Source organism: Streptomyces sp. NPDC006335 (assembly GCF_040612795.1).
Taxonomy (GTDB): Bacteria; Actinomycetota; Actinomycetes; order Streptomycetales; family Streptomycetaceae; genus Streptomyces.
Genome location: NZ_JBEXQX010000003.1, coordinates 477,903 through 497,548, shown reverse-complemented (window position 1 = coordinate 497,548; position 19,646 = coordinate 477,903). Strand labels below are relative to the sequence as shown.

The 19,646-nt window shown below is 71.4% G+C and carries 20 protein-coding genes; 7 read left to right on the top strand and 13 right to left on the bottom strand.

Annotated features, from left to right (window positions below; all coding sequences use genetic code 11):
- Positions 1 to 48: 48 nt before the first annotated feature.
- The 3 genes from ABZ098_RS12985 to ABZ098_RS12975 all read right to left on the bottom strand — a co-directional run bounded on the left by ABZ098_RS12985 (position 49) and on the right by ABZ098_RS12975 (position 2,631).
- Positions 49 to 633, bottom strand: coding sequence for a sugar kinase (locus ABZ098_RS12985; protein ID WP_356590189.1), 585 nt, complete (start codon positions 631 to 633; stop codon positions 49 to 51).
- Positions 630 to 1,778, bottom strand: coding sequence for an ROK family glucokinase (locus tag ABZ098_RS12980; protein WP_037712265.1), 1,149 nt, complete (start codon positions 1,776 to 1,778; stop codon positions 630 to 632). Before ABZ098_RS12980 ends, ABZ098_RS12985 begins: the two co-directional genes overlap by 4 nt.
- A 115-nt stretch (positions 1,779 to 1,893) precedes the next feature.
- Entirely contained in the window at positions 1,894 to 2,631 is a 738-nt protein-coding gene (locus ABZ098_RS12975) for a GntR family transcriptional regulator (RefSeq protein WP_356590526.1), read from the bottom strand.
- Positions 2,632 to 2,761: 130 nt separating this feature from the next.
- Here ABZ098_RS12975 and ABZ098_RS12970 point away from each other — a divergent pair, with 130 nt between their 5' ends.
- Positions 2,762 to 3,784, top strand: coding sequence for a Gfo/Idh/MocA family oxidoreductase (locus ABZ098_RS12970; RefSeq protein WP_356590187.1), 1,023 nt, complete (start codon positions 2,762 to 2,764; stop codon positions 3,782 to 3,784).
- A gap of 226 nt (positions 3,785 to 4,010) precedes the next feature.
- On the opposite strand, the gene ABZ098_RS12965 is transcribed toward ABZ098_RS12970, so the two are convergent.
- The 3 genes from ABZ098_RS12965 to ABZ098_RS12955 form a co-directional block, all read right to left on the bottom strand.
- Complete coding sequence (locus ABZ098_RS12965) at positions 4,011 to 5,213, bottom strand: cytochrome P450 (protein ID WP_356590185.1); 1,203 nt, start codon at positions 5,211 to 5,213, stop codon at positions 4,011 to 4,013.
- A 39-nt stretch (positions 5,214 to 5,252) separates the two neighbouring features.
- Positions 5,253 to 5,942, bottom strand: a complete 690-nt coding sequence (locus tag ABZ098_RS12960; RefSeq protein WP_356590183.1) for a response regulator transcription factor — start codon at positions 5,940 to 5,942, stop codon at positions 5,253 to 5,255.
- An 82-nt stretch (positions 5,943 to 6,024) separates the two neighbouring features.
- Positions 6,025 to 7,284, bottom strand: a complete 1,260-nt coding sequence (locus ABZ098_RS12955) for a histidine kinase (RefSeq protein ID WP_356590181.1) — start codon at positions 7,282 to 7,284, stop codon at positions 6,025 to 6,027.
- Between the two features lie 169 nt (positions 7,285 to 7,453).
- Here ABZ098_RS12955 and ABZ098_RS12950 point away from each other — a divergent pair, with 169 nt between their 5' ends.
- The gene (locus ABZ098_RS12950; RefSeq protein WP_356590179.1) at positions 7,454 to 7,654 is read left to right on the top strand and encodes a hypothetical protein; all 201 of its coding nucleotides are present in this window, start codon (positions 7,454 to 7,456) and stop codon (positions 7,652 to 7,654) included.
- 54 nt (positions 7,655 to 7,708) lie between these two features.
- Here the strand turns inward: ABZ098_RS12950 and ABZ098_RS12945 are convergent, their stop codons facing one another.
- Entirely contained in the window at positions 7,709 to 8,098 is a 390-nt protein-coding gene (locus tag ABZ098_RS12945) for a ribonuclease domain-containing protein (protein WP_356590177.1), read from the bottom strand.
- A 179-nt stretch (positions 8,099 to 8,277) separates the two neighbouring features.
- On the opposite strand from ABZ098_RS12945, the gene ABZ098_RS12940 reads away from it, so the two are divergent.
- The gene (locus ABZ098_RS12940) at positions 8,278 to 9,036 is read left to right on the top strand and encodes an SDR family oxidoreductase (protein WP_356590175.1); all 759 of its coding nucleotides are present in this window, start codon (positions 8,278 to 8,280) and stop codon (positions 9,034 to 9,036) included.
- Between the two features lie 67 nt (positions 9,037 to 9,103).
- Here the strand turns inward: ABZ098_RS12940 and alc are convergent, their stop codons facing one another.
- Positions 9,104 to 10,219, bottom strand: a complete 1,116-nt coding sequence (gene alc, locus ABZ098_RS12935) for an allantoicase (protein ID WP_356590173.1) — start codon at positions 10,217 to 10,219, stop codon at positions 9,104 to 9,106.
- Between the two features lie 38 nt (positions 10,220 to 10,257).
- Positions 10,258 to 11,595: an allantoinase AllB gene (allB, locus tag ABZ098_RS12930; protein ID WP_356590171.1), complete on the bottom strand. Its 1,338-nt coding sequence runs from the start codon at positions 11,593 to 11,595 to the stop codon at positions 10,258 to 10,260.
- A gap of 263 nt (positions 11,596 to 11,858) precedes the next feature.
- On the opposite strand from allB, the gene ABZ098_RS12925 reads away from it, so the two are divergent.
- A complete protein-coding gene (locus ABZ098_RS12925; RefSeq protein ID WP_356590169.1) occupies positions 11,859 to 12,653 on the top strand; it encodes an IclR family transcriptional regulator in 795 nt (264 codons plus the stop codon).
- Complete coding sequence (locus ABZ098_RS12920) at positions 12,650 to 13,333, top strand: DUF6304 family protein (protein ID WP_356590167.1); 684 nt, start codon at positions 12,650 to 12,652, stop codon at positions 13,331 to 13,333. The genes ABZ098_RS12925 and ABZ098_RS12920 overlap by 4 nt, the downstream gene beginning before the upstream one ends.
- On the opposite strand, the gene ABZ098_RS12915 is transcribed toward ABZ098_RS12920, so the two are convergent.
- Positions 13,330 to 13,614, bottom strand: a complete 285-nt coding sequence (locus ABZ098_RS12915) for a DUF5955 family protein (protein WP_356590524.1) — start codon at positions 13,612 to 13,614, stop codon at positions 13,330 to 13,332. The two genes, ABZ098_RS12920 and ABZ098_RS12915, sit on opposite strands and share 4 nt — an antisense overlap.
- Positions 13,615 to 13,808: 194 nt before the next feature.
- Here ABZ098_RS12915 and ABZ098_RS12910 point away from each other — a divergent pair, with 194 nt between their 5' ends.
- A complete protein-coding gene (locus ABZ098_RS12910) occupies positions 13,809 to 14,408 on the top strand; it encodes a nucleotidyltransferase family protein (protein ID WP_356590165.1) in 600 nt (199 codons plus the stop codon).
- A 184-nt stretch (positions 14,409 to 14,592) separates the two neighbouring features.
- Positions 14,593 to 16,227 (top strand): malate synthase A, encoded by a 1,635-nt coding sequence (gene aceB, locus ABZ098_RS12905; RefSeq protein WP_356590163.1) that lies wholly within the window; start codon positions 14,593 to 14,595, stop codon positions 16,225 to 16,227.
- A 4-nt stretch (positions 16,228 to 16,231) separates the two neighbouring features.
- On the opposite strand, the gene ABZ098_RS12900 is transcribed toward aceB, so the two are convergent.
- From ABZ098_RS12900 to ABZ098_RS12890, 3 genes are all read right to left on the bottom strand, one after another.
- Positions 16,232 to 16,501, bottom strand: coding sequence for a SelT/SelW/SelH family protein (locus tag ABZ098_RS12900; protein WP_356590161.1), 270 nt, complete (start codon positions 16,499 to 16,501; stop codon positions 16,232 to 16,234).
- On the bottom strand, positions 16,498 to 17,403 hold the full coding sequence (locus ABZ098_RS12895) for a HipA family kinase (RefSeq protein ID WP_356590522.1): 906 nt from the start codon (positions 17,401 to 17,403) through the stop codon (positions 16,498 to 16,500). Before ABZ098_RS12895 ends, ABZ098_RS12900 begins: the two co-directional genes overlap by 4 nt.
- Positions 17,404 to 17,531: 128 nt before the next feature.
- Positions 17,532 to 19,463 (bottom strand): glycoside hydrolase family 97 catalytic domain-containing protein, encoded by a 1,932-nt coding sequence (locus ABZ098_RS12890; protein WP_356590159.1) that lies wholly within the window; start codon positions 19,461 to 19,463, stop codon positions 17,532 to 17,534.
- Positions 19,464 to 19,646: the final 183 nt, after the last annotated feature.

Genomic DNA, 19,646 nt, shown 5'->3' with positions numbered 1-19,646 from the left:
GACAATCGGCTCCGGTGACCGCCGGAGCCGCTCGCCGGACCGGCCGGGTCAGGGAACCGTGCGTGAGACGACGTACACCTTCGGGGCGTTCGGCACGGTCAGGTTGACCATGACGTCCTGGGTGGGCGCCGGGTCCTTCTGCGCGTGGGTCAGGCCCCACCAGGAGCGCGGGCCGTCGAACTTCCAGCCGCTGACCTTCTGGTCGCGCTCGCTGATGGTGATGTCGTTCTTCTCGAGGTCGGCGCGGCTGACGCCCATACCGGTGAGGAAGGCGGCCAGGCCCGCGTCGGTCGTGCGGAACTGGACGTAGAGGCGGCTGGTCTTCCAGTTGTTGGTCTCATAGGAGGCGACCAGGTCCGCGGGGTGCGGGACCGGCACCTGGTAGAGGCGGCGCTGGACCTTCGACGGCCAGCCGGGGGTGAGGCCCGTCGCCGAGTACTTCGCCTCCTTGTCCTTGCCGCTGTCCCGGCTCTGGTTGGCGGAGATCACCAGGTAGCCGGCCGGGACGCCGATGAGCAGACCGATGATCAGCAGCGTGATCGCCCTGCGGCGGATCATGTGGCGGCGGTCCTCGGGGGGCCGCTCGGGCCCGTCCGGGGGCGCCGGGACCTGGCGGGGCAGGGATGCCGTCATGCGGTGTCCCGGGACGTACGACGGGCCTCCACGTACCGTTCGTAGCGCTCGTGACGCTCCACCCGGCGCCGGTTGGCACGCCGGAAGCGGCGGGCGACCAGGCGGGCGAGGTCGGCGGCGCCGACCATGCCGGCCTCGGGGCCGAGCTGAGCGCGGGCGATGCGGGCCTCGGGGCGGTAGCCGCGGCCGGTGAGCTGGCGCTTGAAGGCGTCCCGCGCGGGGCCGATCAGCAGGTCGTCGGCCGCGCTGACGCCGCCGCCGATGACGAAGCAGGACGGGTCGAGGGCGGCCGCGAGGTTCGCGATGCCGACGCCGAGCCACTGGCCGATGTCCTGGAGCAGCTCGATGCACATCGCGTCGCCGTCGCGGGCCAGCTCGGTGATCATCGGGCCGGTGATGTCGCCGATGTTGCCCTTGACGTGCTCGATGATCCCGTAGGCGACGGGCGAGTCGGCGGCTGCCAGCTCACGGGCCTCGCGGACCAGCGCGTTCCCGGAGCTGTACTGCTCCCAGCAGCCGCGGTTTCCGCACGGGCAGCGGTGGCCGCCGGGGACGACCTGCATGTGGCCGAACTCGCCGGCGACGCCGTACTTGCCGCGCTTGACCTGGCCGTCCTCCAGGATCGCGCCGCCGATGCCGGTGCCGAGCGTGATCATGACGAGGTGGTCCTCGCCGCGGCCCGCGCCGAAGCGCCACTCCGCCCAGGCGGCGGTGTTCGCGTCGTTGTCAACGAGGACGGGGACCGCGAGGCGGCCGGCGATGCGGTCGCGCAGCGGCTCGTTGCGCCAGGAGAGGTGGGGGGCGAACAGCACACGGTTGCGGTCGGCGTCGACCCAGCCCGCCGCGCCGATGCCGACGGCGTGGACGTCGTGGCGGTCGGACAGGTCCAGGACCAGTTCGACGATGGTGTCCTCGACGACCTTGGGGCTCTTGGACTTGTCCGGGGTCTCGGTGCGGACCTTCTCCAGGATGTTGCCGTCGGCGTCGACGACACCCGCCATGACCTTGGTGCCGCCGATGTCGATGCCCACCGTCGGCACGCGCGGTGCGGTCAGGTGTGAGCGGCGTTCCCTCGTGCCGACGGTCCGCAGGGCGGGGGCGCGGCGGGAGCCTATGGGGGCGCTGAAGTTGCCGTAGGTGCTCATCGGCCCTGATTCTGCCTCACCCGGTGTAGGGGTGCGGTGCGGGGGAGCGGAGGGTGGCGCGCGTTCTTTGCCGGGTGCGGATGCGTCGTGGCTGGTCGCGCCGTTCCCCGCGCCCCTACGGGCGTACCAGGAGCTGGAATTCGAAGGAGTAGCGAGTCGGGCGATATGTATGCGTGCCGTACTCGACCGCTCTGCCCGTGTCGTCGAATGTGACCCTCTGCATGGTCAGGAGGGGGGCGCCCTCCGGTTCCGCCAGGCGTTCCGCCTCCTCCGCGGTGGCCGCTCGCGCGCCGATGGACTGACGGGCGCTGTGCAGGGTGATGCCGGCCGCGCGCATCATGCGGTACAGGCCGGTGGTCTCCAGCTGGGGGGTGTCCAGGTCGAGGAGGGCCGGGGGGAGGTAGTTGCACAGGTACGCCATCGGCTCGCCGTGGGCCAGGCGCAGGCGCTCCACCTGGTGCACGTCGCTGCCCTCCGCGACGCCGAGCGCGGCGGCGATCTCGGCGGTGGCGGAGAGGACGGTGTTGACGAGGACCTTCGTCGCGGGCCGCTGGCCGGCCGCCTCCAGGTCGTCGTAGAGGCTGCTGAGCTCCAGCGGGCGCTTGACCTGGCTGTGCACGACCTGGGTGCCGACTCCGCGGCGGCGCACGAGCAGGCCCTTGTCGACGAGCGACTGGATGGCCTGGCGGACGGTGGGCCGGGACAGGCCGAGCCGGGCGGCGAGCTCGATCTCGTTGCCCAGCAGGCTGCCGGGGGTGAGCGTTCCGTGCTCGATCGCGGCCTCCAGCTGCTGGGAGAGCTGGAAGTACAACGGCACCGGGCTGCTGCGGTCCACACTGAGCTCGAGCGTCACGGTCGGGTCCACTCCTGGTTTCGGCACGGGCCCGAGCGTAGCTCCGTGCGCTGTTGACGGGAAGTCGTGTAGTCAGATTGTCCGGACATACGGATTGACAGCGCGGGGTTCGCGACCACACTTTGTTCACATGCGCATCGGGGTCATAGGGACGGGCCGCATCGGCACCATTCATGCGAACACGCTCAGCCGCCATCGGGAGGTCGGTTCCTTAATCCTCACGGACGCGGACGGCGCGCGGGCCCAGGAGCTCGCGCACCGCCTCGGGGAGACCGCGGCCCCGGGCGTCGACGAGATCTTCAAATGGGGCGTCGACGCCGTGGTCATCACCACGGCGACCTCCGCCCACGCCGAACTGATCGGCCGGGCGGCGCGCTCGGGACTTCCCGTGTTCTGCGAGAAGCCCATCGCGCTCGACCTGCCCGGCACGATGCAGGCCATCGCCGAGGTGGAGACCGCCGGGACGATTCTCCAGATGGGTTTCCAGCGCCGCTTCGACACGGGCTACACCGGCGCGCGGGAGGCCGTGCGCTCGGGGCGCCTGGGACGGCTGCACACCGTGCGGGCGCTCACCTCCGACCAGGCACCGCCGCCGGCGGAGTGGCTGCCGCTGTCCGGGGGGCTGTACCGGGACACCCTGATCCACGACTTCGACATCCTGCGCTGGGTGACCGGGCGCGAGATCGTCGACGTGTACGCGGCCGGGTCCGACGCCGGTCCGCCGATGTTCCGGGCGGCCGGGGACGTCGACACCGCGGCGACGGTGCTCACTCTCGACGACGGGACCCTCGCGACGGCCACGGCCACCCGGCTGAACGGCGCCGGGTACGACGTGCGCATGGAACTCGCCGGGGAGCTGGACCAGATCGTGGTGGGCCTGGACGACCGCACGCCGATCGCGTCCACCGAGCCCACCGGGCCGCCTGCGGCGGACAAGCCGTGGACGGGGTTCCTGGAGCGGTTCGGACCGGCCTACGAGGCCGAGCTGGCCGCGTTCGTCGAGGTGGTCCGGGGTGAGAGAGCGAACCCCTGCGACGGGCGCGAGGCGTTGCAGGCGCTAAGGGTCGCCGAGGCGTGCGAGGTGTCCCGCCGCGAGCGCAGGGCCGTACGGCTGGCGGAACTCCCGGGCGGCACGAACGCGGCCGCGTTCTGACCGGTCACGCCGTCGCACCCGCCCGAGCGCGGCCCGGCCCGCGTCGCTGACGGCAACCCGTCACGCGCTGCCGGCCGCCCACCGCCCACCCGACCGATCAACCCGTCACGCGCTGCCGACCGCCCACCGCCAGGCTCCACCGACCACACCCCGGCACGCCCCACTGACGGCAACCCGTCACACCGACAGACCTCACCCCACAGATCCCTCTCCCCAAAAAAAGACCTCACCCCACCGCCCCCGACCACCGCACCGGCAGACTCCGCACCCCCCTGATCAGCATCCCCGGCAGCCACTCCCCCGTGGGTCCGTCGAGGGCGAGGTCGGGGGCGCGGTCCACCAGGGTCCGGATCGCCGTGCGGGCCTCCAGGCGGGCCAGTGGGGCGCCCAGGCAGTAGTGGATGCCGTGGCCGAAGGCGAGGTGGCCGCGGGGGTCGCGGCGGATGTCGAAGCGGTCCGGGGCCGGGTAACGGGAGCCGTCGCGGTCGGCCGCACTCAGGCAGATCATCACCGGGTCGCCCTCGGCTATGGCCCGTCCCGCTATCTCCAGGGGCTCGGCGGCGTACCGGAAGGTCGCGTTCTCCACCGGGCCCTCGTAGCGCAGGGTCTCCTCGACCGCTCCGTCGATCAGGCTCATGTCGGCGCGCAGGGCGGCGAGTTGGTCCGGGTGGGTGAGCAGGGCGTGCACGCCGTTGGTGATGAGGTTGACCGTGGTCTCGTGGCCCGCGATCAGCAGCAGGAAGGCCATGCCGCGCAGTTCCGACGGGGAGAGCCGGTCGCCGTCCTCGGCGGTGGTGCGGATGAGGTCGCCGAGCAGGTCGTCGCTCGGTCCGGCGCACCGCTTGTCCTCGATGAGCTCCTTCAGGTACTCGCCGAGGCGCAGGACGGCGTCGTACGAACTCTCCGGGCTGGTGGGTGCCACGACCTCCGTGGACAGCTTCCGGAACTCGGTGCGGTCCATCTCGGGCACGCCGAGGAGCTCGCAGATCACGGTGATCGGCAGCGGGTAGGCGAGGAACTGCACCAGGTCGGCGCGGCCGTGCGGCAGCATCGTGTCGAGGAGGTCGTCGGTGATCTCCTGGATCCTGGGCCGCAGTTGCTCGACCCGGCGCATGGTGAAGGCCCGGGAGACCAGGCCGCGCAGCCGGGTGTGCTCGGGCGGGTCGCTGCCCAGCAGATGGCGGCCGATCAGTTCCTCATCGTGGAACAGCGCGCCGATTCTGCGGCCGTCCTTGGACAGTCTCGGATCGGCGAGTGCCGCGCGAGCCTCCTCGTGCCCGACGACGAGCCAGGTCGCGTAGTCGGCGTGGGAACCGGGCGGTCGCACCCGGTGCACGGGGCCGAGGGCACGCAACTCGGCATACACGGGGTGCGGGTCGACACGGAACGCGTCGCCGTACTCCCCGAGATCGATCACTGTTTCGGTCATGGGCTCCCCCTTCACCCGGTCAACGCCCGGCGACCGCGACTAGTGCCCGCCCGGCTCGGGTTCCCCGGACTGCTCCAGGAGCCCCGCGTCGTACGCCAACAACGCGATCTGCACCCGGTTGTTGAGGTCGAGCTTGGCCAGGACGCGGGACACGTGGGTCTTGACGGTGGCGACGCTCATGTAGAGGGCGGCGGCGATCTCGGCGTTGGACAGGCCCTGGCCGACGGCGACGGCGACCTCGCGTTCGCGGTCGTTGAGGGCGGTGACGCGCTCACGCGCGCGTGCCCGCCGGGTGTCGGCGGCGGTGCCGGCCGCGTGGTCCATGAGCTGGCGGGTGACGGTGGGCGACAGGACGGGGTCGCCGGCCGCGACCCGGCGGACGGCGGTGAGGATCTCGGCGGGCGGGGTGTCCTTGAGGACGAAGCCGGCGGCGCCCGCGCGCAGGGCGCGCAGGACCTGTTCGTCGGCGTGGAAGGTGGTCAGGACGACGACCTGCGGGGCGTCGGGGCGGCCGCGCAGCCGCTCGGTGGCCGTGAGGCCGTCCACGGCCGGCATCCTGATGTCCATGAGGACGACGTGCGGGCGGGTCCGGTCGACGGCGGCCTCGACCTCGGTGCCGTCCGCCGCCTCTCCGACGATCTCGATGTCCTCAGCCCCGCCCAACATCAGGGACAGGCCTGCCCGCACCAGGGGGTCGTCGTCGACGAGGAGCACTCTGATCACAGTCATGGGCCCCACGTAATCACGCCGAGCGGGCACGCAATCACCTTTGCGGGCGGGCGAGTTGAACCGCCGACGCCGACGGGGACCGTCACCCCCACGGCAGCCACGCCCGGACCCCGAACGCCCCGTCCTCCTCCACCCCGTGCTCCAGCCCGCCCCCGGCGAGCACGGCGCGCTCGGTGAGGCCGATCAGGCCCTGGCCCGAGCCGGGGACGTGCGGCACCTCGCCCTCGGGCGGGGGGTTGCGGACGGTCACGGTGAGACCGTCGCCCGGGCCGCCGGTGACGGTGACCGTGACCTCCGTGCCGGGGGCGTGCTTGCGGGCGTTGGTGAGGCTCTCCTGGGCGATGCGGTAGGCGGTGCGGCCCACGGAGGCGGGCACGGCGGCCGGGTCGGTGACCCGGCTGTCGAGGACGACCTTCATGCCGGCCTCACGGGACTCGGCGACCAGGGTGTCGAGCGCGGCGAGGGTCGGCTGGGGGCGACCGGTGTCGTCGTGGTCCGCGGCCCGCAGCACGCCGATGATCTCCCGCAGGTCCTGGAGGGCCTCGTGGGCGCTCTCCCGGATGACGCCGGCCGCCCGCGCGACCTCCTCCCGGGGTGCGTCCGGCCGGAACTCCAGCGCGCCCGCGTGGACGCTGAGCAGGGTCAGCCGGTGCGCGAGGACGTCGTGCATCTCGCGTGCGATGGCCTCGCGGGCGAGCCGCTGCGCCTGCTCGGCCCGCAGCCGTGCCTCGTTCTCGGCGCGCCGGGCACGGTCGCGCAGGCTGAACATGAGCTGCCGTTTGGCCCGCACGAGCAGGCCCCAGCCGACGACCGCGGCGATCAGGACCACGGTGAGGACGACCGAGACGAGGTAGGGCAGGTCCGCGTCGGGCCGCAGCCGGAAGGTGAGGGGGACCACGGCGATGTTGAGGCCGGCGATCCAGGCGACGTACCGGAAGGGGCGGTGCACGGCGAGGGTGAAGACGGCGATCATGCAGGCGCCGCCGGCGGTGTCCGAGAGCACGCTGAGCGGGATCGTGGCCAGGGCGAGGCCGAGCGGCCAGCGGCGGCGCAGCCACACGGCCGCGCAGGCGAGCGCGCCCAGCAACTGGTCGAGCTCCGCCGCGGTGTGCGACACGTGCGGGTTGTCGCCGACCGCGTCCGCGGCGAGCAGGCCGATGGAGACGGCCAGCAGGAAGCAGGAGAAGTCGACGAGCCAGTCACGCGCGGTGCGCCGGGGACGCCGTCCGGGGCGCGCGCCGCCCGGTTCGAACTCATGGATCACGGCGGACGGCAGCAGCCAGCGCCGGCCGGGGAAGGCCGGGGGCTCGGGGACCGTCTCGTCAGCGCTCACGGTCGACAAATCTACGCAGTGAGGGCCGGCGGCACCTCCCCGCGACCGGGATCGGCGACCAAAGTCGCGGCACCGCAGACTTTCGTCGCGGCCGGCCCCGCGGGTCCGATGCTTCGGTGGGACGGGGCTCGCCCCGCGGCCGATGTCCGTGGGGGGTCCGCGGGGCGAGGGTCTTCCCATGAAGCAACTGCTGGAACTGCTCGGTTTCCTCGCCCTGGTGCAGGGCGGGATGGGCCTGCTGCACGAGTTCACCGACTGGCACGTCGGCCTCGTCCAGCGGATCGGTTTCCTGGACGGTTACGGGGTCTACACGAGCGTCGCCCTGATCGTGCTGGCGTTCGCGCTGTTCGCCGCCGCGGAGAGCCGGAGGTCCGGCTGAACGGGGACCGTGCCTCCGGCCGGCCGCGCCGCTCCCCCGGCCGCTACGACCTGGTCAGCAACCGTAGTTGACCAGGTTGAACGTGGCGTAGTGGTCCGCCGTGTAGTAGTCCTCCCGGCTCTTCTCACCGGTGACGATCCGGCGCGCGCCGCGTGTGGAGGAGCCCGGGGTGATCACCGTGTACTCGTGGTAGTAGCCGGTCGACTGGCTGGGCAGGACGCCCTCCCGGTTCTGGAAGACGCTGCCGTCCTGGGAGTAGGGATAGGGGCCACCCTGGTCGATCAGGTCCAGGGTGTCGTACGCCTGGGAGGGCAGCTTGCTGTAGCAGACGCTGCCGACGGCGGCGGCCGCCGGGGTGGCGGTGGTGACGGTGCCGCCGACGAGGAGCGCGGACAGGACGGCGGCCGTGGCGCCGATACGAGTGATCCGTGGGGGGAATCGCATGCCTCCATGATGACGCGCGTAGACAGTGGCATGTCAATGTCAACTCTGTGGATTTTCCGGTCAAGTCCGATGAGTTTTCAGGGAGTTAACCTGCCGGTCGGCGTCCGTGGTTCATCCGGTCGAGGTCCGTGTCCGTTCGCCGCCAGCGGTCAGGGGGCCGGGCCGGTGGGATGGGTGTCATGACAACGACTCACGGAACTGTGAACGGCAAGCTGAACGGCAAGGTCGCGCTCGTCACCGGGGGCAGCCGGGGGATCGGCGCGGCCACGGCGGTGCGGCTGGCGCGGGAGGGCGCGGACGTGGCCGTGACATACGTGGACGGCGAGGAGGCGGCCTCGGACGTCGTACGGCGGGTCGAGGCGCTGGGGCGGCGGGGCGTGGCCCTGCGGGCGGACTCCGCGGACCCAAAGGAGGCGGCGGGCGCGGTCCTGCGTACGGCGGAGGCGCTCGGTGGGCCGGACGTCCTGGTGAACAACGCGGGCGTGGGAGTGCTCGGCCCGTTGGGCGAGCTGTCCCTCGCGGAGGTCGACCGGGTGCTCGCGGTCAACGTGCGCGGGGTGTTCCTGGCCTCTCAGGCGGCGGCCGCGCGGATGCGGGACGGGGGACGGATCATCACGATCGGGAGCTGCGTGACCCAGCGGGTGCCGGGCCCCGGCGGGACCCTGTACACGACGAGCAAGTCGGCGCTGATCGGGCTGACGAAGGCCCTGGCGCGTGAGCTGGGGCCGCGCGGGATCACGGCGAACATCGTGCATCCCGGGCCCACGGACACCGACATGAACCCCGCGGACGGACCGTTCGCGGCGGGGCAGGCCGCGATGACCGCGGCCGGGCGGTTCGGGTCGGCGGAGGAAGTGGCGTCGATGGTGGCCTACCTCGCGGACGCGGAGTACGTCACGGGTGCGGAGTTCTCGGTGGACGGCGGGCACGCGGCGTGAGGTAGGCGCACTGCTCGCCCTCTCCGGCGTTCGGGGACCCCTTACCCGAACGCCGGAGAGACAGATCTCAGCCGCCCAGTTCCTGGTGCCTCGCCGACAGGGCCGCCGCGCCGCTCTCCGTCAGCGAGCCGAACAGCCGCAGGCGCGAGATGCCCCCGTCGGGGAAGATGTCCACACGCGCGTGCGTGCCCACCGCCGGGGCCGGCAGCACGAAGCGGTGGTTCGTGTCGGGCTGGAGACGGGTGCGCGGGAGGATCTCGCGCCAGTCGCCGTCCTCGCCGTCACGGACCGACACCGAGGCCCAGCCCGCGCTGTTCCCCTTCAGATACGCCGTGTCGATCTCGATCGCCCGGATCAGGGACTGGGCCACGAGACGGTAGCGGATCCAGTCATGGCCCTGGTCGCGGCGGCGGCGGGTCTCCCAGCCGTCGTCCATCTTGCGGGAGCGGCCCGGCTGGATGGTGTTCGACGCCGGCGAGTAGAAGAGGTTGGAGGCGTCCTCCGCCTGGCCGCCGTTCTCCAGGGCGACCACGTCGAAGGTGCCGAGGACCTCCAGCCACGCCGGGTCCGGGACGACCTCGCCGTGCACGCGCAGCCGGGCGATGCCGCCGTCGGGATGCTGGTTGACCCGCAGGTGCGTGAAGCGCTGCTCCAGCGACACGGGGAAGCCGTTCGCCGCGTGGCCGCCGACCGGCGTCCGCGGGACGAGCGTCGTCCACTTCACGTCGTCGCCCAGCAGTTCCTCCGGGGACGGGGAGCCCGCGACCGAGGTGCCTTCGACCGACACCGCCTGCGGGTAGTTCCCGCGGAAGTGCGCCGTGTCGACCACGATCCCCCGGATCACGCCGGGCGCGCCCAGCCGCACCAGCGCCCAGTCGTGGTCCTCCGCCGTCGGCCAGGGGTGTTCGGCGGAGGTGCCCCGGCGGCGCCGCGTCTCCCAGCCGTCCATGATCTTGCCCTTGTGCCCGAAGTGCTCGGGGTCGAACTCGGCCCGCCCGGGCAGCAGCAGGTTCTCGCGCTGGGCGAAGAACTCGTCGTTGGCGGCGATGACCGAGGCGCCGAGTGTCCGTGCGGCGAGGTCGGCGTACTGGGTGAAGGGGAAGTCGGCGGTGCGGTAGTCCGCGTACGGGTCACCGCCCCCGTACGGGTTCGCGTCGCCGGTGAAGCTCGGAATCGCCGTCACGTATGTGTGCCTTTCAGGAGTGGGCCGGTGCGGGTGGATCAGGGCCTGCGGGTGAGCAGTTGGCCCTTCGGTGCCGTGAACTCGCCGTCCGCCACGATGCGTTCACCGCGCAGCCAGGTCGACTTGACCACCCCGTACAGGGTCTTGCCCGCGTAGGCCGTGACGCGGTTGCGGTGCTGGAGGTCCGCCGGGTCCACGGTGAAGGTGGCGTCGGGTGCGAGGACCGCGAAGTCGGCGTCGCGGCCTGCCTCGATGGCGCCCTTCCGGTCCAGGCCGACCAGTCGAGAGGTCCGCTCGGACATCCAGCGGACCACGTCCTCCAGCGAGTGACCGCGCCTGCGGGCCTCCGTCCAGACCGCCGGCAGGCTCACCTGGAGGCCGGAGATGCCGCCCCACGCGGTGGCGAAGTCGGCCGTCTTGAGGTCGGCCGTGGACGGGGAGTGGTCGGTGACCACGCAGTCGATGGTGCCGTCGGCCAGCGCCTGCCACAGCAGGTCCTGGTTGGCGGACTCACGGATGGGCGGGCAGCACTTGAACTCACTCGCACCGTCGGGGACTTCCTCGGCGGTGAGGGTGAGGTAGTGCGGGCAGGTCTCGACGGTGATGCGCACACCGTCCGCCTTGGCCTGGGCGATCAGCGGGAGCGCGTCGGACGACGACAGGTGCAGCACGTGCACGCACGCGTCCAACCGCTTCGCCTGCGCGATGAGTTGGGCGATCGCCGTGTCCTCGGCATCGCGCGGACGGGACGCCAGGAAGTCCGCGTACCGGGGACCGGCCTGCTGCGGGGCGGCCTCCAGGTGGTGCGGGTCCTCGGCGTGCACGATCAGCAGCCCGCCGAAGGAGGCGATCTCGGCCAGGGAACGGGCGAGACCGTCCTGGTCGAGGTGGGGGAACTCGTCCACGCCGGACGGCGACAGGAACGCCTTGAACCCGAAGACACCCGACTCGTACAGCGGGCGCAGGTCCTTGACGTTGTCGGGCAGGGCGCCGCCCCAGAATCCGACGTCGATGTGGGCCTTGTCGGCGGCGACCGCCTGCTTCGTACGGAGGTTCTCGACCGTCGTCGTGGGCGGGAGGGAGTTGAGCGGCATGTCGACGAGGGTGGTGATGCCGCCGGCCGCCGCCGCGCGGGTGGCGGTCCAGAAGCCCTCCCACTCGGTGCGGCCGGGGTCGTTGACGTGCACATGAGTGTCCACCAGGCCGGGCAGCAGGACGTCGTCCCCGAGGTCCTCCAGGCGGGCACCCTCGGGCACGGGAGCCTCGTACGGCAGTACGGCCGTGATCGTGCCGTCGGCGACCGCGACCGACGCGGGCCGCGTCCCCTCGGGCGTGATGACGCGCGTCGAGCGCAGCACCAGTTCAGTGTCGGACACCCGGACCCCTCTCTGCCGCCGTTAACTTCCGCGTAACGGAATTCAACTTTCTGTTGAAGGAGTCTTCACTCCCGGTCGAGCGTCGTCAAGGGCACACTTCTTCACAGTGCACCCCGCGTCGACACTCTGGACGTTTCCACAAGGCGGAATTAGACTTCCGGCAAGCAGAACGTAGCTATGCACCAGCGGGGAGTCAACCGACTGCCGGGTAGGCTTCTGCCCTCCTGCCCAGACCCGAAAGGCAGCCCCGAAAGGAACGCGCCGTGCCGACGTCCAGCGCCAGCACCACCGACTCCGCCAAGTCCGCCGGTGGCGGGGTCCAGTCCCTCGAGCGCGCCTTCGATCTGCTGGAACGCATGGCGGACGCGGGCGGAGAAGTCGGACTGAGCGAACTGTCCTTGAGCAGCGGCCTGCCGCTGCCCACCATCCACCGCCTGATGCGGACGCTCGTGTCCTGCGGATACGTCCGCCAGCAGTCCAACCGGCGTTACGCCCTCGGCCCGCGTCTGATCCGCCTCGGCGAGTCGGCCTCCCGGCTGCTCGGCACCTGGGCCCGCCCCTACCTCGCCCGCCTGGTCGAGGAGACCGGCGAGACCGCCAACATGGCACTGCTGGACGGGGACGAGATCGTCTACGTCGCCCAGGTGCCGTCGAAGCACTCGATGCGGATGTTCACCGAGGTCGGCCGCCGGGTCCTGCCGCACTCCACGGGTGTCGGCAAGGCGCTGCTCGCCAACACCCCCGACGACGAGGTGCGCGCCCTGCTCGCCCGGACCGGCATGCCGGCCGCGACGGAGAAGACGATCACCACGCCGGACGGCTTCCTCGCGGCCCTGAAGGACGTGCGCGGCCAGGGCTACGCGGTCGACGACAACGAACAGGAGATCGGCGTCCGCTGCCTCGCCGTCTCGGTGCCCAACTCCCCCACCGCCGCCGCCATTTCGATCTCCGGCCCGGCCGGGCGGGTCACCGAGGCGGCAACCGAGAAGATCGTGCCGGTGCTCCAGCAGGTGGCGTCGGAGCTGTCGGAGGCGCTGGCGACCCAGAGCCCTGCGTGACCGCCTTGCAGCGCTGGCCGGGGCGGTACACGGACCGGTACGGCTCGGAGGAGATCGCCTTCGAGTCGGACGGCCGGGAACTGATCCGTACGACGATCAGGGGTGTCCGCTTCGAGGGCGACACCATGGACGATCTGGGGGCGCTGGGCGGGGAGCCCCCCGAGCAGATGTTCTCCTTCCGCGACGGGGCGCTGTACTTCTGCCTCCTGGAATGGGAGACACCCATGCCCGTCGACGTCAGGGGCAGCGGCGTGCGGTCCGGCACGCTGCACTGCGTCCTGCGGCTCGGGGATCCGGCGGGCCCCCGCCCCGGACCGGATCTTCAGATCCTGACCACCACCCTGCGCCTGGACGGGTACGAGTTCAGCAGCGGGACCTTGCGGTACGACTTCGAGGAGGCACTGCGCGACATCCAGCGCGCGCTGCCGCGAGCCGCCCGACTGCGGGCCTGCGTCTCGTGCGCCTGGTCCGACTACAGTCCACTCGGCAACGGGATGATGGCCGGACTGGCCTGCTTCCGGGACGTCAAGGACCGCTACCGGCGGGTGGACGCCAAGCACGGCCCGACGGGCATCTTCGCGATCTGGGACGACCTCACCGAGTTCGTCCAGGAGACCTGGATCTGCCCGGAGTTCGAGCACCGCGGCAACCACAAGGGTTACCGGGGTTCGTTCCCCTAGCGACGCTGCTCCCCGAACAGCTCCACCGCCGCCCGCACCTCCGTCAGCCCCCGCGACAGCGCGCTCACCGACCCGATCGCCCCCGCGATCAGCAGCAACGACCGCCGCAGGCGCGGGACTTCGGGCGTGCCGTCGATCGTCATGGCGGCCAGCGCGGCGAGTTCGTCCTCGGCGATGCACCGGTCGGGGAACTCGGCCGGGTGCGCGGCGAGTTCGCGGCGCAGCCGGGACACCGCGGTCCGCAGTTGCGCCACTCTCGGATCGTTGTCGCTGCCGGTCACCGGTCTCTGCCCCAAGCTCCGCAACACAGCTCTCCCCCGCGCACGTCTGCACCCTGCATTCCCAGCGACGTTGGTCAGGCGCCGAGGGACGCGGGTCAGTAAACGCCACGCGGGGCGCCGCGCGCCACCGTGCGGACCGAAATTCAGCCCGCGGAAAACCCGGCGCACGCCGGCGCGTCAGGTATGCAGGACGCATGACGGAGAACGAACAGCAGGTCGCCGGAGTGCTGCTGGCCGCGGGCGGCGGGCGGCGGCTCGGCGGGCGACCCAAGGCCCTGCTCGCACACCGGGGCCGTCCGCTCGTCGAACACGCGGTCGGCGTCCTGCGCGCGGCCGGCTGTACCCGCGTGCACGTGGTCCTGGGAGCGGGCGCGGCGGTCGTACGGGAACGGGCCGAGCTCGATGGCTGTGTGCTGGTGGAGAACCCGGAATGGGCCGAGGGAATGGGCTCGTCGCTGCGGGCCGGGCTCGACTCGCTCGCCGGGACGGGGGCGCGGGCCGCGCTGGTGTCGCTCGTCGACCAGCCCGGCATCGGGACGGAGGCCGTGCGCCGGGTGCTCGGCGCGTACGAGGACGAGAACTCGCTCGTCTCGGCCGCCTATGACGGCGTACGCGGCCATCCCGTTCTCCTCGGTGCCGGGCACTGGGCCGGGATCGCGGCGACTGCGACCGGTGACCGGGGGGCACGCGCCTATCTGAAGGAGCACCGGGGCGTCCTCACGCTCGTCGAGTGCGGGGACGTGGCCGAGCCGTACGACATCGACACGCCGGGGGATCTGGCGCACCTTGAGTGAACGCGGTGGCACGCAGAGCCACCCTTGCTCGATCCGGAGAATCTCGACATCAACAAACCATTGAACTTCCACAATGAGGAAACTAGTATCCACTGTTCAGAAGCGCCCTGCCCTCGTGAGGGGCGCCGCTCGTGTACCCGGTTCGACTGGCACCCGGTGCCACCGCTGAAGGAAGTGACAGCTCATGTCCGCACCAGCGCCGTCCCCGCTGGCCATCGTCGACGCCGAGCCCCTGCCGCGACAGGAGGAGGTCCTCACCGAGGCGGCCCTCGCCTTCGTGGCCGAACTGCACCGCCGGTTCACGCCCCGGCGTGACGAGCTCCTCGCCCGCCGCGCCGAGCGCCGCGCCGAGATCGCCCGCACCTCCACGCTCGACTTCCTCCCGGAGACCGCCGCGATCCGCGCGGACGACTCCTGGAAGGTGGCCCCCTCCCCCGCCGCCCTGGACGACCGCCGGGTCGAGATCACCGGCCCCACCGACCGCAAGATGACCATCAACGCCCTCAACTCCGGGGCCAAGGTGTGGCTCGCGGACTTCGAGGACGCCTCCGCGCCGACATGGGAGAACGTCGTCCTCGGGCAGGTCAACCTGGCCGACGCGTACACCCGGAACATCGACTTCACCGACGAGAGGTCCGGCAAGTCGTACGCCCTCAAGGCCGACGAGGAGCTCGCCACGGTCGTCATGCGCCCGCGCGGCTGGCACCTGAACGAACGGCACCTGGTCGACGCGAACGGCACCCAGGTCCCCGGCGCCCTCGTCGACTTCGGCCTGTACTTCTTCCACAACGCCCAGCGGCTGCTCGACCTCGGCAAGGGCCCGTACTTCTACCTCCCGAAGACCGAGTCGCACCTCGAAGCCCGCCTGTGGAACGACGTGTTCGTCTTCGCGCAGGAGTACTGCGGCATCCCGCAGGGCACCGTCCGCGCGACCGTCCTGATCGAGACGATCACAGCGGCGTACGAGATGGAGGAGATCCTCTACGAACTCCGCGACCACGCCTCCGGCTTGAACGCGGGCCGCTGGGACTACCTGTTCTCCATCGTCAAGAACTTCCGTGACGGCGGCGCCAAGTTCGTCCTGCCGGACCGCAACGCGGTCACCATGACGGCCCCGTTCATGCGCGCGTACACCGAACTCCTCGTCCGCACCTGCCACAAGCGCGGCGCGCACGCGATCGGCGGCATGGCGGCCTTCATCCCGTCCCGCCGGGACGCCGAGGTCAACAAGGTCGCCTTCGAGAAGGTCCGCGCCGACAAGGACCGCGAGGCGAACGACGGTTTCGACGGCTCCTGGGTCGCCCACCCCGACCTGGTCCCCATCGCCATGGAGTCCTTCGACAAGGTCCTCGGTGACAAGCCCAACCAGAAGGACCGGCTGCGCGAGGACGTCCACGTCGAGGCCGCCGACCTCATCGCGATCGACTCCCTGGAAGCGAAGCCGACGTACAACGGCCTCGTCAACGCCGTCCAGGTCGGCATCCGTTACATCGAGGCCTGGCTGCGCGGCCTCGGCGCGGTCGCCATCTTCAACCTCATGGAGGACGCGGCCACCGCCGAGATCTCCCGCTCGCAGATCTGGCAGTGGATCAACGCGGGCGTCGAGTTCGAGCACGAGGGCGACACCGTGAAGGCGACTCCGGAGCTGGCCCGCGAGGTCGCCGCCGAGGAGCTCGCGAACATCCGCCGGGAGATCGGCGAGGAGGCCTTCGCGGCCGGCCACTGGCAGCAGGCCCACGACCTGCTGCTCCAGGTCTCCCTCGACGACGACTACGCGGACTTCCTCACGCTGCCGGCGTACGAGCAGCTGCGCGGCTGAGACGTCACTTGTCCGAGTGGCCCAGGGACCTGCCCGGGGCCACTCGGTCGCGTACGGCCTGCTTCACCGCCGTGGGCTCCGGGAAGCCCTGCTCCTTGCGGTCCCAGACGACCTCGTCGTCGACGCGGACCACGAAGACACCGCCCGTGCCGGGCTTCAGCGCGAGCTCGGAGAGCTCCGTCTCGAAGGTGGTGAGCAGCTCCTGCGCCAGCCAGGCCGCGCGGGGAAGCCAGCGGCACTGGGTGCAGTACTCGATCTGTACGACGGGGCTCATCCGAGGTGCACCGACCAATCCTGTTCCGCGGCCGGTTTGCCGTGCAGGTCGGGGACCCGCTTCAGCCACTGCGGCCGGCCTTGCTGTGTCCGCGCCGCCCGCAGGGCCTCCTCGGCGGCGAGTTCGTCCCGGGAGGGGAAGTCGGTGGGCAGCCACGACGCGGAGGCCCGCACGCGCGCGTGGAGGTAGGTCACATACGCCTCGCGGGCCTCGGCCGGGGTCGCGAAGTCGGTGAGCCAGGCGTCGGGGACGGCCGCGGTGACCTCGCGCAGGACGTCGAGCGTGACCTTGGGAGCCAGTTCCGCGTCGGCGGCGCGCACGTCGGGGCCGTAGTGGCCGAGGGCGTGGTGGCGGAAGTCGTAGGACTTCGACGGGTCGGTGCCGTCCCAGCGGTGGTGGAAGACGAGGGCGGCACCGTGGTCGATCAGCCAGAGCCGCGGGGGCGCGATGCCTAGGGTCGGCCACACCATCAGGTTCGAGCTGTGGACCGTGCGGTCGACGTTGACGGTGAGCGCGTCGAGCCAGACGATCCGGCCGGCCTCCAGCGGGTCCACGGGGAAGACCGCGGCGATCTCGGGGGTGAGGTCGCGCGCACCCGGCAGATAGTCCATGCCGAGGTTCACCCCGGCGCTCGCCGCGTGCAGGTCCCGCACCTCCTGGTGGGGCTCGCCGGCTGCGATCGCCGGGTCGAAGCGCACCAGGACCAGTTCGGGGAAGCGCAGCCCCAGCGCCCGCGCCAGCTCACCGACGATCACCTCGGCGACCAGCGCCTTGCGCCCCTGGGCGGAGCCGGTGAACTTCACGACGTACGTCCCCAGGTCGTCGGCCTCGACGACGCCGGGGACGGAGCCGCCGGAGCGCAGGGGTTCGACGTAGCGGGTCGCGGTGACCTCTCTCAGCATGTCCCGGGCCACCTGCCTCTCCTGCGGTCCGTCCACGGCCGCCCGCTGCTCGCTGCCGGCCTCCGGCATGAAGTGAGCATAGTAACCGCGGGTGATCACCGCCCGGGCGGTGAGGCCGGAGCGGGCGCTCAGCTCGGCTTCAGGATCACGGCCTGGCCTCCCGCCGGGGCCATCGCCACGCTCAGCACGGTCGCCGAGGTGACGGTCCGCGTGCTCACGACGACGGGGGTCCGGTAGGGGCTGGTGCCCGGTGTCCCGTCGGCGTAGACCGTGGCGGTGTAGGTGCCGCCGCCGAGGAAGGAGAGCGGCACCGAGAGGGTCCGGGCGCTCTCGTCGGTCATCGCCCCCAGGTACCAGGTGGCGCCGCTGCGCCGGGCTACGGCGATGTACTCACCGATCGACCCGGCCAGGGTCCGGCTCTCGTCCCAGGTGGTGGGGACGGCGTCGAACCAGGGCAGGCCGGGCCAGTTGGCCGTGGTGGAGTACTTCGACGGGGCGTCGTACCAGTACAGGAAGTTGAGGGGCTGGTAGTACACCGCGGCCATGGCCATCTGGTGGGCGTTGGTCGTCAGGTCGCGGGACTGGCCGTAGCAGATCGTGTAGTCCATCGGGCCGCCGATGTTGCGGGCGAAGGGCAGGGTGACGTTGTGGCCGGCGGTCGGGAAGTGCTCGTTGCCCCGCACGCCTTCCAGGCTGATCCAGTTGGGGTACGTCCGCTCGTAGCCGAAGGGCCGTACGTCGTCGTGCATGTCGATCAGCAGCTTGTACGTCGCCGCCGTCCTGGCCCAGGCGACGATCTGGTTCGTCATCGCCTGGGTGCCGTCGTTGATGAAGCCGAGTTTGACGCCCGCGACGCCCCAGCTCCGGTAGAGGGCGAACAGGCTGTCCGGATTGCTCAGGGCGATGCGGTTGACGTAGAGGAAGACGCCGATTCCCTTGCCGGCCGCGTAGGACAGGACCGTGGGCAGGTCGATCGCGGTGATCGGACGGGTGGCGTCGGTCGTGCTGCCCTCCGGCCCGTACCACCCGGCGTCGTACTCGATGTACTGGAGTCCCCGGGCGGCCGCGAAGTCGACGCCGGCCAGTCCGTCGGCGGTGGTCAGGTTGCAGCGGAACACCTTCCCGGGCTTGATCCAGGAGGTGTCGGAGAGGGCGCTCGGCGGGGCCAGGTTGAGCACCAGTTCGGCGTTGTCGACCAGTTCGGCGTGGGTGGCGCCGATGACCACGGCGCGCCAGGGCGTGGCGGACGGTGTGGTGAGGGTGGAGGTCGTCTGGACCGGCCCGGAGCCGCGCGCGGTGTGCCGCATCAGGTACGCGGCCAGGGTGTTGGGCTGTCCTGAGACCGAACTGAGCATCATCCGGGGGTAGTTGGCCCGGGCGGACTCGCAGACGCAGGCGATGAGTCCGTCGGCGTAGGTGGCGGTGAGCGGGAGGTCGGTCAGCGGTCCGGTGTCCGTGGAGGAGGTTCCGGTGGACGGGAGGGAACCGGGCGCCACCGGGTTGTAGGCGTCCTCGTCCCGTGCGCTGTAGACGAGGGTGCCGTCGGGGAAGACGAAGGTCGTCAGTTCGCCGGCGACGGCGGCGGAGCCCTGGTCGAGCAGGACGTAGCGGAAGGCGACGCCGGAGGCGTATGCCCGGATCTGCACTCCGAAGTTGATGGAGGTCCGGGTGTCCCGGAGGTTCCAGCGCATTTCCTGGTAGGTGTCGGAGACGGTCGCGTTGCGTCCGTACACCGGGTTCCAGGTGGTGTCGACGTGCCAGTGCTGGTAGTTGGTCAGCACGACGTCGGTGCCGAGGCTGGTGCCGTCGCTCAGGCGCAGGCCCAGGGCGGAGGGGGCGACCACCGTGCGGCCGTCACGCCTGGCCGACCAGGTCAGCGCGCCGCCGGTCAGCGACATCGTGATGGTGGTGGTGCCGTCGAGCGAGGTGGCGGTGACGGAGGCGTCGGCGGCCTCGGCCGGGTGCGTGCCGGCTACGCCCAGCGCGGCTGCCGCGGCGGTGGCGGCGACGCCCTTGAGGAGTCCGCGGCGGGAGGGCTCTCGGCGATCGGGGACGGGCACGGCGACTCTCCTCGCTCCGGCAAGCCGATTCAAACAAACCCGACCAGCAGATGACAGATTCCGACTGCGGCGAAGTTGTAGCGCCTGATCGAGCGAAAGGTCAACCCTTCATCAACGCAGGACGGATGGCCGAAATATCGGACAGACGGGACGACGGTCAAGAACGAACAAAATCGATCGAGG